This window comes from Endozoicomonas sp. ALB115 (assembly GCF_049310245.1).
Classification (GTDB): Bacteria; Pseudomonadota; Gammaproteobacteria; order Pseudomonadales; family Endozoicomonadaceae; genus Endozoicomonas.
In genome coordinates, this window is the sequence record NZ_JBLYZG010000014.1 from 64,219 (window position 1) to 78,251 (window position 14,033).

The following is a 14,033-nucleotide window of genomic DNA, read 5'->3' on the forward strand; positions in this document are numbered from 1 at the left end:
TTACGAATTAACTATAGGGTTTGCTCAGATTTGTGTTTTATAAAAAAATGAAATTTTAATTATTTTTTAATTCCCGAGACTATTTCATGATCTTTTGCTCTTTTCTTTAAAATATGACTTTTACAGAATGCATCTCTGTTCTTTTGTCTAATCTAATTGAATGTGTGTTGTGTAAAATTATGTTTTACTTTTATCAGGTAAATAATAAGAAGTATTGAAGTTGGGAGTAACAGGTAATGGATTACGCGACTTATCAAGCCAGCAGCTGTGATATTATTGAATTGCATAACAAATTCAATGCAGAGACAGTGAATGAGGTTAGAGGTCACTTTGATCATTTAATTAAAGAGTGTGCAGGAGATGTCCTTGTTGATATGAGTTCTGTTAATGAACTTGATTCTTCAGGCATCGGTGCGCTGGTTTTTCTTTATAAGCGTCTAAAGACTGAGAGCAGAAATCTTGGATTGCTTGGTGTTAATGGAAAGCCTGACGAGTTATTGACAATGCTCAGGATTAACCAGACGATCAAGCAATATGAGAGTATTGAAGAGTATCTGTCGAAAAAATAAATTATTTTTATTTTTTTCTATTTTGATATCGGGTGGTAAATCTGCCGGGTATCTGTTTGTTTGTTTTTTATTTCCTTTACTCTCCTCATGCTCATTTCTATGGCCATTTCATGCTGACCGTGATTTTAGCCTTACAGTTGATGAAAAACGCAATATCAGGGATATTAACCGGTCTCATGTGATTAAGTTATTGAATATCAGCCAATCCAGATATATTGAGCTCAAAGACGCTGGTGGTGAATATTGCCTTCCCGGGCAGATGAGCTTAATCAATGATAAGCATCGGCTTATCAGGCATGAGATTGATGGTGACCTTCTGGGCGATGCCAGTCATCAACTCAGTGAATCATTTGTGGCCCTGGAAAAGGTTCGTTTGATCATGGAGGCGATGGCTGAAGATGGCGGATGCCCTGTACAGTATGCTTCAGGGCTGATTCAAGAGGGCCACAAACCATTACGGTCGAAAGACTCTGTTCTGGGGCTTTCAGACTGGCCAAGACCTGTAAATTTATGGCTGTTTATGCGGGTGCCTCAATGAAGACTCTCCATTGCACAGGTATTTGCAGCAGGCTATTGCAGACTCTGGCAGTTTTCCTGTTATTCGTCGTCTATTCTGGCGGAGTACTTGCCAATGCACCCATCGAAAAAGGTGGAGTGTTCCTCATAAAGCTGAGTGATGGTGGAGAATCTGTGCCGCTTCTTCGAGTTGATGAGGCGGTGGCAGTCACTTTTCCTGATGGAATGGTTCTCAATTTGATGGGAATGGATGAAGAGGCTGCTTCCACTGAAATACTCAGTAAAACTGGTGAATCTTATAATGTAGAGAGCATAAACTATATTGCCCCGGAACGTTTGATCAACATTGCCATCCTCGGTGATATCCAAAATCCCGGGAAGTACCCTTTTCCCATTGACTCATTGTTAACCAGTCTTAATTCGTACCACACTTTTTTTGACGATACTGATGTTGATGCAGATTTTACCCTGATCAGGAACAGCCAGCATATTAAAGTGCCAGCCGCACAGTCAGGGGAATGGCAGCTGGAAGCCGATGATGCTGTGCTGATTTCTTTACGGGAGAAAACTCCTGAAAAAACAGTTGATCCGCAGAAGCAGACGGGCAGTAAAAAAGAAGTTTCACCTCAACCTGGTTTGAAAAACAATCAAAGCGCTGGCATAGAAGCTCACATGTTGGCTGCACCGGTAAGCGAAGAGGAGACTGTTCTGACGGGGCCAGAATCGGCGACTGCGGAGGTGGCTACCCCGGAAGTAGCTGACGTATCAGGCGTTGAGGTTGATAAATCATCAGGGCGGACGAGAGACCCTGTACATTATCAGTTGCAGTCAGGGGATATTCTGGTTATAGGGCTGCCGGGGGAAGAGGGGTTTAATACGAACTTCCTTATTGGCAGAGATGGGACTATCCACCTGCCTGAAGTAGGGCAGTTGAAAGTAGCCGACCTTACGTTAAGGGCTGCAGATAAAGCCATTTATACGGCGTTGTCCGATGTGTTTCTCGGGCTTGATAAACTGACCATTCATTTGAAGGAAAAACGGCTACTGATCACTGTATTGGGTTTTGTCAACAACCCGGGTGAGGTCGAACTGCCCAGTACCGGTAATATCCAAATGGCGATTACCGAGGCAGGGGGCTTCGTTGATGGTGCCCAGCTGGATAGGCTTCAGTTGAGAAGGGATGGTAAGAAAAACGTCTTTAACTTTAAACGCTATCTGGATACCGGGGACCCCTCTGTTCTTCCGGAGATAAAGTCTCTGGATGAGATTTTTGTGCCTACCTCACCTGGTTTGAGCAGTGTGCACGGAGAGCCCAGAGCCGTAGATGATAAGGCGCTTGATTCTGTTTCTGACAGGACCGTGATCAAGGTATTTGGTGAAGTGCTGAAGCCCGTTAGCTTTCCTTACCAGGAAGGCATTAATGTTGTGGATGCCATTTTGAAAGGCGGGGGGGTTACCCGCTATGCCAATGTTGAACAGATTCGGTTGCTTTCTGGTACAGAGCCCAAGCTGTTTGACCTTAAGAAGTTTCTTGACAGTGGAAAAGATGAAGATTTACCAATGTTGGAGCCGGGATCAACCATCTATGTTGCTCAGCAGGTTGATTCTGTTTCTGGTGGCGCGCGTAAAGTGTATGTGATGGGACAGGTTCAGAAGCCCGGTGCATTCGAAACATCTGAAGGCGTTGGTTTTCTGGATATTCTCGCTAGCTCAGGGGGCCCTACCCAATATGCCGATATTCGTTCGGTCAGGATTTTGAAAAATAATGGTACAGTAGTACCATTTAACTTTCAGGATTTTACCGAAGGACGAACCAGCAGCATACCTTCGATTGACTCGGGCGATGCGGTGTTTTTCCCCGAAAAAGGTCCTGAGGATGATAAGTCCTGGCTCAAGCTTGAAACTGATGACTCACTGAAGATACTCGGGGCTATTAAAAAGCCCGGCCGCTATGAGTGGGCACCTTCGGTAGATTTTATGGATTATATCAGTAACGCTGGTGGCCCGACTGATAAAGCAGACCTCGCCCATGTGAAAGTTATTAAGCCAGGCCCCAATGATCAGCGGAATATCATTGAGTTCAATATGCAGGAGTTTATTGAAGTTGGTGGGTCATGGTCAGATATGCCTCAACTGACGGGTGGTACAACGATCGTTATTCCCGAGTTGCCGGAGAACCCATCAGCCAATACTTCCAGCTGGGTTAAGTTACCAAAGGAAAATGCCATCTACGTTATGGGTGCTGTTAAAACACCGGGGCGCTACGCTTTTAACAATGAAATGGGCTTTCTGGATATAGTCGGTGCTACTTCAGGACCTTCAGAAGAAGCAGACCTGAGCCAGATTCGAATCGTTCATCGCAATGAGGGAGCTCCCAGAGTCACCAAGTTTGACCTTGTGAGATATTTTGAAACGGGTGATGACAGTTTGCTACCAAAAGTGAAACCCGGTGACTCTATCTTTTTCCCATCCAGAGCACGTAAATGGGTTGAGAAAAAACCTGAAGATACGGTCAGGATTATGGGTGCTGTTTTTGTCTCAGGCCGTTATGAATTTACCAATAACATGACCATTCTGGATTTACTGGCAGAGGCGAAAGGACCAAAGGAGACCGCTTATGTTGAGAAAATACTCATAGTCAACAGTTCCTGTTGTGAGAACCGGACGGCGACATTTGATCTGGTGGAATTTATGAAAGACCCGGATGCTTCACGGTTACCGGTGTTAAGGGCTGGTGATACGGTCTTTGTGCCAGAATTATCACAATCAAACTGGAATGTTCTCATGGGGCTGGTTGCTGATGCGGCCGCTGTTTTGACGGTAATTCAATTCCTCACCAATCTGGGATGGTTTACGCCATGATCAAGCTACCCATTAACTATCTGGAGATTGAAGAGGTATATGGCAACAGTATTGGTAAAGGGTTGCGTTCGGTCGCTATTACTTCCGCCAATGCGGAAGAGGGCTGCAGTACCCTGGCTTATGCGTTAAGTCAGCGCAGTGAAATCGATGGCAAGCGAACGTTGCTGGTGGAAGTGAACATGCTGCACCCTGAACTGGGTGATATTTCCGGGCATATTCATACCGACTGGTTGCCCAATCCTCAGTCTGCTGATGGCTGTATTATGCGTTCGGACGATGTGAACCTGGATATACTGCCGGCTCCTTGTGATACGGATGTGCTTGGATTCCGCAGTATTACCAACATGAGCAAGCTTATGGAGCATTGGCTGGAAAACTATGACGCGGTGATTTTTGATACCTCCCCGGTAAATGCCAGGAATCGTAATAATATTCCCGCAGAGTCCATTTGTGCCATGGTTGATGGAACAATCATGATCGTCATGGCTGGAGTGACTCGACAAACACAATTCAAAACAGCACTGGACAGGCTGACCCAGCATGATGTGTCATTAGTTGGTGTTGTTTATAATGATTTTCTAAATCCTCGCCTGGCGGATGAAATTTGCCGGGAAACCCGTCGACTGGACAACTGGTTTCCTAATGCCATGCAGAAAGTCAGAAATTACGTTAAAAAATCTTCGTTCTTTAATATTGACCTTTAGGGGCTGTGTTCCCTTTGGTTATCTGCGTCATCAAACAGGTTGTCGTAGCACACAGTGAAATATCAAAGGGGCTCTGCTGGTAGTGTTTTGTCCCGTAGATAGATGAAAACGGTATTGTTTATCAGGTAGGGGGCGTAACACCAATCTCAATGGTCGGGCCAAGGAATTTAGGGCCAGTATTGAGAAAATGTACCTCCAGCACAGCCAGTACCCTGGCAAGCATCTCTCTGGCTCTATTGCTGATATCAATGTCATAGCCCTCGCCCGCATTAAAGGCAATGGCGTCAATATCATGATTCATGGCGATATACAGAGCCCGCTTATTGTGTGGAGCCTGGGAAATAATTGTAAAGCTATCCAAATCAAAAACATGATGTGCCCTGAGAACGGAATCAAGCGTTCTGAAACCGGCATAGTCGCGATATATGCGTTCTGCAGGGACGCCTTTCTTTAGCAGGTCACGCCTTATAGTGCTTGGTTCATCGTAAAAACGGGTGCTGTTATCGCCGCTGATGAGAATGTAATCAATCTTACCCGCTTGGTAGAGTTGGAAGGCTGCTTCCAGCCGGAGCCGGTAGTGGTCATTAAAGCCGCCTAGGCGAGAGTATTTGCTGGTACCCAGCAAAACACCAACCTGATTATAGGGGAGCTTGCTCAGGTTAGAGTACAGGGCGTTATTGGTTGCCCTGGCCACCATCAAGTTGCAAAGTACAGTCAATGCCAGCAAGACAATGGTAGAGAGAATGGCCAGCCTGACAAAAATCAGTACATGGGGTATTCGGACACCCATCGTATACCTTCAATGCGAGTCACATCATTCCTGAGTAGATCACATTGCGTACATTCTATAAAGCCAGTGAATCAAAAAACTCTCTATTTTTAATCAGACATTCGTCTTAGCTCATCAATCATCAGCTTTGTTATGGTTTTGCTGGGCGCATCCGGTATGCCCAGGCTTTCGGCAACCGCCGGTGGCCTGAAGCCCCTGATGTGAGCATAAATCATGACGGCCAAAGGATCCGGGTTTGATGCGCGAATGGCCAGCTGTTCGGTCAGCATCAGGTTCTGATAGTTTTCATCAGCCACATAGATGACCGGCTTGCCCCGGTAGATGGCCTGCTGGGCGACGGATGATTTATGGACAATAACCGCAGAGGCAATGGTGCTCAGTGATGCGGTGGAATAAGTGCCGTGGTGTAACAGATGGACATTGCCGTCCGATTGAGCCTCAATGATCCTGCGCTCAAGCTCACCATCAAACTTGGGGTGATATGAAACCAGAAAAAGAATGTTGGGCAGCTTCCTTGTTGCTGCAATAAAGGTTTGAAAAGCCTTGGGATAGCTGCTGCTGTAATCACCGGCAAACAACACTACAGGCTGCTCCGGGTGTATATTGAGGGTGTCGCGTAATAGGAAAATATCGGTCTCATCATAGACTTTGTCCCAGTCTTCCAGTGCGGGCTGTCCGGTAACGGTCACTGCTGCTCCCAGGGAGGCAGCGATGCTCTGAAAGCTAAGCGCGGTGGTTTTACTGGGGACATGGAACTCGTCCAGGTAGCTCAGCTCTTCTAAAAAAGGCTGTACATAGCTGATGGAATCAACTGGCTCAAAATTATCATAAAATGCGATGACCCTGGCACCTCTTCTCTCCCAGATATTGGCAATCTGAGCCTGTGCCCGACTTGCCATACCGGTATAGACAATTTTGGTGGAGATGCTTTCAGCGAGTTGGTAAACCAGCTTCTGGTTCAGCAGATGGTCGCGATTTTCATACAGCGCTTCGTTGTGGGTCAATCTATCGAATGGAATCAGAGCCGGGTCATTTTTGAAGACTTCAGCAGCACGACCCATCGCCAATATCCGGTAGGGAATATTGGCGTTTTTCAGTTTTTCCTGAATACGCAGGAATGCGTTGCTTTCACCCTGGTCATAGGCCACGAACAATACCGCAGTTTTGATATAGTCCGCATCGCTGCTGTAAGAAGTCGGTGCAAAGAAAAGCCAGAAAACAGAGAAAATGATGGATGCTGGCAGATATTTCAGCTTGTTGTTTTTCACGTGAGGCTACCCCGGAGAACTTCCTTAAAACTTTTTCTTCCTAAGAATCAAAGTAGGAGTCCCGCCGGGGAGTGTAAATCTGACTATTTCCGAATCAGATGAACGCCCATTTCAGCATGATGAGTGTATGGGAACTGGTCAAAAAGGGCGATTTTTTCGATTCTATGGGTCTGGCAAATGGTTGACAGATTTTTCCTGAGCGTTTCAGGGTTGCAGGAAATGTACAGGATATTGTCGAAATTCTGCACCAGCTTTTCTGTTCCTTCATCGAGACCTGCCCTGGGAGGATCCACCAGAATGGTTGAGAAATCATAGCTGTCCAGGTCGATCTCACTCAGGCGGCGAAATGCCCGTTCCCTGTTCATGGCCTGGGTCAACTCCTCACTGGATAGACGGGCGATTTCTACGTTCTCTACATTATTCAGCTTAAAGTTTTCCCGGGCCGAATGGACTGAGGTTTTGGCAATTTCAGTGGCCAGTACCCGGGTAAAATGTCTGGCAAGCACGCAGGTGAAATTACCATTTCCGCAATAGAGCTCTAACAGATCACTGCTACGGTCGGACGTAATCGCTCGTGCGGTGCCACTGGCCCAGGCAAGCATGTGCTCATTAACACTGGCATTAGGCTGGGTAAAACTGTTTTCTACTTGGGTGTAATGGAATGGTTTGCCATCCACGGTCAAAGTTTCAGTGACATAGTCTTTATCCAGCACCAGTTTCTGTTTGCGGGCACGTCCAATAATGGCAATGCCAAACTGTTCCTGGAGTGCTGTCGCTTCCTGCTTCCACTGATCATCCAGCTGGCGGTGATAGATCAGTGACACCAGGGCTTCCTTTGTCTGGGTGGTGAGAAATTCAACCTGAAAAAGCCGTTTCTTCAGATGGCTGCTGGTGATGATAGCCTCCATCAAGGGCATCATTAACCGGTTAATGGTTTCGGAGCCGCTGGGAAAGGAGGTGACTTCAAAGGGCTGCCTGGTTTGTGGATCGAACATTCGGTAGTAGCAGTGATCGCCCTCATGCCAGACATGAAACTCTGCTCTCATCCGGTAATGGTCCGACCTGGAGCGGAAAAGTTCCAGTTCAGGCATATCGAATTCGGCAAACTCGCTGCAAATGCTGCTGGCCTTTTGGGCCAGTTGCTGTTCATACCTTTCGGGTTGGACTGTTGGTAGGGACATAGCGCTCGTGATCAAATAAAAACGGCCCATATTATGGGCCGTAATAGCATGGGCGTGAAGCGTGGTTTATGATTGATTTGAGTGGCCATGCATTGACTGCTGGATGTTTTTCCGGATTTGCTGCATTTTTAAGGCGATTTGATCACTGCGATGGCTGATCAGGATCATTCTCTGCTCAAATCGTTGCAGAACATGGCAGGCTGCCCGGAGTTTGTCAGGAAGTGTTCGTTGAAGATGTTCAAGTGAGCGATCGTTGGGCTTGTTCATAGCCCAAGTATAGATGTGAGGTAGGGTGGCCGGCACGTTCAGGGGAAGAAAATGCCGGTATAAGGAATCAGGCAGCGACAGCCACGCTCTGGCTATTCATGCCCATGGCTCTTGCGGTGAGTTCTGCCAGCAGTTGTTCAATTTGCTGGCGATCGGATGCCTGGCTATCCGACGTCTTCTGGGCCCTGGCTTTGCGGTGCCGCTCAATGGCTTCGCGGATGCGTTGTTCCCGTGGGTCAAGCTCAATAATGATCTCTGGTTCAGCCGCTTTCACTGGCTCAGGCTGCGGTTCAGCCACTTCGATCTCAACCGTTACGGGAGCGGCTGGTTTGCTGTTGAGGAGTTCAACCGCATTGCTGTCTCCTGACAGGACGGCGTTGGCTGCTGCCTGAATGGCTTCAAGCTGGGCCGAAATGTCGTCGCTGAGACAGATGTTGTTCATTTGCACAACGGCATTCACCTGAGAGCCGTTTTCCGGTTTTGCCACCAGCTTTTCTTTCCGGGCTTCTGCTGCGTTTTCCTGTGCGGTAGAAACATCCAGTTTGATGTCCGGTGATCTGACGCGTTCAACAGAAACAGGCGTCACTGGTTGTGCAATGCCGGGCTGTTGTGGTGTTGCGGTTTTCTCTTCCGTCTGCTTTTTCGGCTCTGGAGAAATCTCATCAAAGTCATCCATGTCGCCGTCGAACTCGTCAAAGATGCTGGCAAGCTCTTTTTCCACGCTGGACTTGCGGGTTCGTGTTTTCTTTTTAGGCTGGATCTTGACGGTGCTGGTTTTATAGCCACGGAGACTGCGAGCACCCAGCGTTTCAATGGCTTCCTGTTCAAGCGCGTTCAGCTCATTGCGGTCTTCTACGAAATCCCACTCTTCAACGACAAAGCCATCCCTGCCGTGTACACGGATCTCCTGGTATAGCGGGTAGTCAAGATTCTGCTCGGCTGCAGCCACCATTTTTTCCCATTGGTCAACCAGGTCATTGCGGGTTGACCCAACATAGACTTGAGAGGTGGTTTTGTTGGTGACGGTGAAGATAATCAACGCTTAAGACCTTGCTGTGACTGAAACAGGGGCGCGATTATACCTGTCAATTTATCCCTGTGCAGGGGTGGAAAGCTCGTATTTTGTAGTTTTTTTTTACGATGTCCGGTTTGATTTTGAAGCCTGGTCGATGACTTTATCGTTCACACGAAGACCCATTGCGCTAATACGATGCAATTGTCGTTTAATGCGGTAACTTGACGAGTTTATTAGGAATAAGTCGCTTCCAGAGCAGCTGTTGTTTTCAGTTGTTGTCAGTTGTTGTCAGCTGAGGAAAGTATCAGGTTCCATTGCCATCACGATGGCATCTTCCCAACCCCTGCCCATGGGGTAATAGTTTTTCCTGATGCCGATCTCGCTGAAGCCTTCATGAAGATAAAGGTTGAAGGCTTTGATATTGGAGCGGCGGACTTCAAGCAGAATGGTGTTGCAGCCAGACTGTCCTGCTGTCTGCAGCATGTGTTGCAATAGCTGCCGACCGATACCTCGCCGTTGAAAAGATTTGTCCACCGTCAGAATCAGAATGCTGGCTTCGCCGGCTACCGTCATCATGACGCAGTGTCCTACAATTCTGCCATCAAGCACTGCCAGTTCGCAGGTATAGCCGGAGGACAGGCTGGCGGAAAAGTGTGCTTTTCGCCAGGGGTGTTCTGCTGACTGTTGCTCCACGGCATTGACCTGTTCCAGGTCACTTTCCAGCATGGGGCGAAACGTGAGTGAGGGTTGTGTCATGGTTGATGATTTATCTGAATCGTTTGATCTTCAGGCATTGCCCTGTGTGTCTGGTGTTTTGGTGAGTAGCGGAGCCAGATCCTGCCATGCTTCCCTTTTGAGTATGGACTGTTTCATCAGTTCATTCAGCCCATGGGTTACAGCAAACCACTGGCCTGTATGAGTGCCCGGCTGGATGCCCCGTAGTTGCTCAAAATCTTTTTCCGGGTCCATAACAAACCTGGCCGCTGACTGTCCAAATAACAGAATCACCTTTCTGCGGGATAAGCCGTATTGGTTGCTCAGATAAGCACAGACGGCATCGGCGGCAGCGTAGTCATCCTGGCTTAGTTGGCTCAGCAGGCCCCGGCTTTCGCTCATGGGCCAGACAAATTCACGAACAGTCTGTGCACCTTCCGGGTTGAGCTTGAGTGCTCTGAGAATGTCATCTAAAAGGCGTTGATGGTAGCGGCTGAATTGGTTGAGCCCGGAGTGTGGCATTTCGGCCACCACAAGGCAGTCATCGCTGACGGGTTTTATCACCAGACGGAATTTGCTGACGGAGCCTGACAGCTGTTTTACAGGCTCTGGTGAAGGTTGAGCTTCCTGTTTGATGTCCTCAACAGGTTTGGATGGGGTAATAAATTGCCCAAGGATATCTACTGGCTTGGTCGGCGAGTATCCTGTCTGGGGCTGCTCTCTGGCATTCTGCTGGTTAAACGCTGAGCTGATTTCAGTGCCAGAAACAGCCTGAGCTGACTCTGCTTCGGCAAGTGCCCGGGCGTCCTCTGCTATCCAGTCAAAAGGTCTGGCTGGTTGAGCATTGGTCAGTTGATATCTGGGAAACCAGGTTTGTATGCCCATGGCTCCCAAATAGTTCTGTCTGAGTTTTTCCCGGTGGGCAATCTGAATTTTTGCTGCAGAACTGTCGACAGCCTGATCACTGTTGGATGGTGAAGGGTGGTCAACGGTTTCGCCCTGCATGTTGGTTCTCAATGGTTGCCGCTATTTACGGTTGCTGCTCTCAAGGGTAAGAGCAGAAGGAAGATTAAAAAGCCAATAGTATCATTGAAAGATCCTGTTGGCATTTTAATCAAACCAAATTGATTAAACCGTTCCCCCGGTTTGTGGATTGGCTTTGGTGATATCGGCTTCCAGCAGGTTGAGGGCATGGATGTAGGCTTTGGCGGAAGCAATGACGATATCGGTGTCAGCCCCGGAGCCATTGACAATCTGCCCGTTTTTCTCAAGCCGGACAGAGACTTTACCCTGGGAGTCAGTACCTGTTGTGATGGCGCTGACATTATACAATGCCAGTCTGGCCCGGGAGTTTGCCAGCTTTTCAATGGCTTTGAATATGGCGTCAACAGGACCATCACCGCTGCTGGATACCGTCTGCTGTTTTCCGTTGATTGCCAGGGTGAGTGTTGCTTCCGGTGTTTTGCCAATTTTTGAGCTGGCATTCAGATCGATCAGTTTATATTTCTCCACCAGCTCGCTGCTGCTGCGGGCATCACTCACCAGTGCCTGAAGGTCATCGTCGTAGATTTCCGATTTTTTGTCCGCCAGAACTTTAAAACGCTGGAAGGCATCATTCAGGTCGTCCTGGCTGCTGAACGATATGCCCAGTTCCTCCATTCGGGTTTTGAAGGCATTGCGACCAGACAGTTTACCAAGTACCAGCCGGTTGGTATTCCAGCCGACATCTTCGGCAGACATGATTTCATAGGTTTCCCGGTGCTTCAGTACACCATCCTGATGGATGCCAGACTCGTGGGCAAAGGCGTTGGCTCCCACGATGGCTTTGTTGGGTTGAACCGGGAAGCCGGTGATGGAGGAAACCAGTCGTGAGGCCGGTACAATCTGAGTGGTGTTAATACCGGTGGTTACTCCCAGACAATCCGACCGGGTTTTCAGGGCCATGACAATCTCTTCAAGCGAGGCATTGCCCGCTCTTTCCCCTAATCCATTGATGGTGCATTCAACCTGACGTGCCCCGTTCACAACGGCAGACAGTGAGTTGGCTACAGCCAGGCCAAGGTCATTGTGGCAGTGAACGGAGAAGATGGCTTTATCAGCGTTTGGGATACGTTCCATCAGGGTTTTGATGGTTTCTCCAAACTGGTGTGGCAGGGCGTAGCCAACGGTATCCGGAATATTGATGGTTCTGGCACCGGCATCAATGGCTGCTTCAATAATACGGCACAAAAAATCTATTTCGGAGCGGCCGGCGTCTTCACAGGAAAACTCAACATCGTCAATGTGATTTCTGGCCCGTTTGACGGCAAATACGGCCTGTTTGATCACATCGTCCGGGTTCATACACAATTTGTGCTGCATATGGATGGGAGAGGTGGCAATAAAGGTATGAATCCGCCCCCGTCTGGCTGGTTTCAGGGCTTCGGCGGCCCGGTCAATATCTTTTTCCAGTGCCCTGGAGAGGCTACATACGGTGCTTTCCGTGATATTGGTGGCAATGGCTTTGACAGCTTCAAAGTCACCCGGGCTGGCCATGGCGAAACCGGCTTCAATAACATCTACCCGCAGTTTTTCCAGGGTTCTGGCTATGCGTAATTTTTCATCACGGGTCATGGCTGCGCCGGGGCTTTGCTCTCCATCGCGCAGGGTGGTATCAAAAATCACAACTTGATTGTTGTTCATGGTGTATCCCTTGCCTTTGCTGTCCGAAAGGCTGGTCAATTTCTTATTGGCTATGCTGCTGTTACTTGTTTTGTGTGCGCAGCAAACTTGTCTGGCAAGTCCGCTTTATCAGTGGTCTTGCGGTTTGGCCATCAAGGCCGGGTAGTTGGGGAGATAGTAATTAATATGCCCTAAGGCAGTAGTAGAAGTAGCAGACGAGCAGGAGCGAAGAAAGTTTCAGGCAGGAGAAGAACTCCCTCTTGGTAAGCAGTCTTATTATTACTTTTTATATCAACGTACAGTCTTTGCCAGTTTATCACGCTACTCATTGCGCCCTTCTCTTGAGGGAAATACGTAGATCGGCCAGGTAGTTGTACTATAAAGGCAGAGTTTGCAGGATACAAGATGGATATGGGGTGGTGGGCATGTTTCATGCCCACTCATTTTTATCATCAATGAGTCAGAGGGTGTTCTGACCATTGCTTCAACAGGTCAATCCAGGCTGGATGATCATTCAGGCAGGGAATGAGTTCCAGTGATTCACCCCCGGCTTTAATAAACTCCTCTTTGGCCCCAATGCCGATTTCTTCCAGCGTTTCCAGGCAGTCAGAAACAAAAGAAGGGCAGATAACCAGTACTTTTCTGGCTCCTTGATCTGCCAGCTGCTTGAGAACATCCAGAGTATTTGGCTCCAGCCACTTGGCTTTTCCCAGTCGGGACTGGAAGCCAACGCTGTATTTATCAATCGGGATGCCTGCTTTTTCAACAAAGGCCTCTGTTGTCTGGTATACCTGATGTCGATAGCAGGTTTTGTGGGCAATGGAGGTTTTCTGGCAGCAGCTTTTATCTTTCAGGCAGTGGTTACCGGTTGGATCATCTTTTGTAATGTGGCGCTCTGGTACGCCGTGGTAGCTGAACACCAGGTGATCAAACTCTTTTTCCAGCCAGGGCTTTGCACTTTCGACCAGCGCCGCAATGTAGCCATCGTGATCATAGAACACCGGGTGGACGCGAAGCGGCAGGGTGATGCCCATTTCCTGCATCAGGCTTTTGGCCCGTTCAATCACGGTTTTTACCGATGACATGGCGTAGTGTGGGTAGAGTGGGAACAGCAGGATCTCTTCGATGCCCGGTTGCTTTGCCAAATTGCTCAGAGCCTCTGCCATATCCGGTTTGCCGTAGCGCATGGCCAGCTCAATCGGGATGCTGGTACGCTCTCTGAGCTGCTCCGCGCACTTTTCGCTGTTGACAATGAGTGGTGAGCCCTGCTCAGTCCAGATGGCGCTGTAAGCTTCAGCGGATTTTGCCGGACGTGAAGGTAAGATAAAAAGGCTTAGGATAAGCCTGCGAATCACCCATGGCAGGTCAATCACATGCTTGTCCATCAAAAACTCATTGAGATAGTTTCGAACATCTTCAACAGATGTGCTGTCCGGTGACCCCAGATTAACCAGCAAAACGCCTCTGTTTTCCATGGGCTAAAGAG

Annotated in this window: 13 protein-coding genes; 4 read left to right on the forward strand and 9 right to left on the reverse strand. The window is 48.3% G+C overall.

Going from position 1 to position 14,033, the window contains the following annotated elements; all coding sequences use genetic code 11:
• The first annotated feature begins 236 nt into the window (after positions 1–236).
• The 4 genes from ACO6VE_RS09010 to ACO6VE_RS09025 all read left to right on the forward strand — a co-directional run bounded on the left by ACO6VE_RS09010 (position 237) and on the right by ACO6VE_RS09025 (position 4,651).
• Positions 237–569, forward strand: coding sequence for an STAS domain-containing protein (locus ACO6VE_RS09010; RefSeq protein ID WP_209199922.1), 333 nt, complete (start codon positions 237–239; stop codon positions 567–569).
• Positions 570–759: 190 nt separating this feature from the next.
• Positions 760–1,107, forward strand: a complete 348-nt coding sequence (locus ACO6VE_RS09015) for a hypothetical protein (RefSeq protein WP_422460899.1) — start codon at positions 760–762, stop codon at positions 1,105–1,107.
• On the forward strand, positions 1,104–3,947 hold the full coding sequence (locus tag ACO6VE_RS09020; protein WP_422460901.1) for an SLBB domain-containing protein: 2,844 nt from the start codon (positions 1,104–1,106) through the stop codon (positions 3,945–3,947). Before ACO6VE_RS09015 ends, ACO6VE_RS09020 begins: the two co-directional genes overlap by 4 nt.
• A complete protein-coding gene (locus ACO6VE_RS09025; protein ID WP_101744791.1) occupies positions 3,944–4,651 on the forward strand; it encodes a CpsD/CapB family tyrosine-protein kinase in 708 nt (235 codons plus the stop codon). Before ACO6VE_RS09020 ends, ACO6VE_RS09025 begins: the two co-directional genes overlap by 4 nt.
• A 121-nt stretch (positions 4,652–4,772) precedes the next feature.
• On the opposite strand, the gene ACO6VE_RS09030 is transcribed toward ACO6VE_RS09025, so the two are convergent.
• The 9 genes from ACO6VE_RS09030 to hemH all read right to left on the reverse strand — a co-directional run bounded on the left by ACO6VE_RS09030 (position 4,773) and on the right by hemH (position 14,022).
• Positions 4,773–5,441, reverse strand: a complete 669-nt coding sequence (locus tag ACO6VE_RS09030) for a SanA/YdcF family protein (RefSeq protein ID WP_422449462.1) — start codon at positions 5,439–5,441, stop codon at positions 4,773–4,775.
• 89 nt (positions 5,442–5,530) lie between these two features.
• Positions 5,531–6,709 (reverse strand): hypothetical protein, encoded by a 1,179-nt coding sequence (locus ACO6VE_RS09035; RefSeq protein ID WP_422449460.1) that lies wholly within the window; start codon positions 6,707–6,709, stop codon positions 5,531–5,533.
• 83 nt (positions 6,710–6,792) lie between these two features.
• On the reverse strand, positions 6,793–7,920 hold the full coding sequence (gene trmA, locus ACO6VE_RS09040) for a tRNA (uridine(54)-C5)-methyltransferase TrmA (protein WP_422460903.1): 1,128 nt from the start codon (positions 7,918–7,920) through the stop codon (positions 6,793–6,795).
• Between the two features lie 36 nt (positions 7,921–7,956).
• Entirely contained in the window at positions 7,957–8,157 is a 201-nt protein-coding gene (locus ACO6VE_RS09045; protein ID WP_422460905.1) for a hypothetical protein, read from the reverse strand.
• Positions 8,158–8,224: 67 nt separating this feature from the next.
• Complete coding sequence (locus ACO6VE_RS09050; RefSeq protein WP_422449454.1) at positions 8,225–9,196, reverse strand: GIY-YIG nuclease family protein; 972 nt, start codon at positions 9,194–9,196, stop codon at positions 8,225–8,227.
• Positions 9,197–9,460: 264 nt separating this feature from the next.
• Positions 9,461–9,928, reverse strand: a complete 468-nt coding sequence (gene rimI, locus ACO6VE_RS09055; protein ID WP_422449452.1) for a ribosomal protein S18-alanine N-acetyltransferase — start codon at positions 9,926–9,928, stop codon at positions 9,461–9,463.
• 30 nt (positions 9,929–9,958) lie between these two features.
• On the reverse strand, positions 9,959–10,891 hold the full coding sequence (locus tag ACO6VE_RS09060) for a hypothetical protein (protein WP_422460907.1): 933 nt from the start codon (positions 10,889–10,891) through the stop codon (positions 9,959–9,961).
• 123 nt (positions 10,892–11,014) lie between these two features.
• Entirely contained in the window at positions 11,015–12,568 is a 1,554-nt protein-coding gene (locus ACO6VE_RS09065) for a 2-isopropylmalate synthase (protein ID WP_422460909.1), read from the reverse strand.
• A gap of 431 nt (positions 12,569–12,999) precedes the next feature.
• Positions 13,000–14,022 carry a ferrochelatase gene (gene hemH, locus ACO6VE_RS09070; RefSeq protein ID WP_422460911.1) on the reverse strand — a complete coding sequence of 341 codons (1,023 nt, stop codon included), beginning with the start codon at positions 14,020–14,022 and terminating at the stop codon, positions 13,000–13,002.
• Positions 14,023–14,033 lie beyond the last annotated feature (11 nt).

What these genes read in the sequence shown, in the direction of transcription:
- ACO6VE_RS09010 (WP_209199922.1), top strand. Translation starts at nt 237, where the DNA reads ATGGATTACGCGACTTATCAAGCCAGCAGCTGTGATATTATTGAATTG.
- ACO6VE_RS09020 (WP_422460901.1), top strand. Translation starts at nt 1,104, where the DNA reads ATGAAGACTCTCCATTGCACAGGTATTTGCAGCAGGCTATTGCAGACT.
- ACO6VE_RS09025 (WP_101744791.1), top strand. Translation starts at nt 3,944, where the DNA reads ATGATCAAGCTACCCATTAACTATCTGGAGATTGAAGAGGTATATGGC.
- ACO6VE_RS09030 (WP_422449462.1), bottom strand. Translation starts at nt 5,441, where the DNA reads ATGGGTGTCCGAATACCCCATGTACTGATTTTTGTCAGGCTGGCCATT.
- trmA (WP_422460903.1), bottom strand. Translation starts at nt 7,920, where the DNA reads ATGGGCCGTTTTTATTTGATCACGAGCGCTATGTCCCTACCAACAGTC.
- ACO6VE_RS09045 (WP_422460905.1), bottom strand. Translation starts at nt 8,157, where the DNA reads ATGAACAAGCCCAACGATCGCTCACTTGAACATCTTCAACGAACACTT.
- rimI (WP_422449452.1), bottom strand. Translation starts at nt 9,928, where the DNA reads ATGACACAACCCTCACTCACGTTTCGCCCCATGCTGGAAAGTGACCTG.
- ACO6VE_RS09060 (WP_422460907.1), bottom strand. Translation starts at nt 10,891, where the DNA reads ATGCAGGGCGAAACCGTTGACCACCCTTCACCATCCAACAGTGATCAG.
- ACO6VE_RS09065 (WP_422460909.1), bottom strand. Translation starts at nt 12,568, where the DNA reads ATGAACAACAATCAAGTTGTGATTTTTGATACCACCCTGCGCGATGGA.
- hemH (WP_422460911.1), bottom strand. Translation starts at nt 14,022, where the DNA reads ATGGAAAACAGAGGCGTTTTGCTGGTTAATCTGGGGTCACCGGACAGC.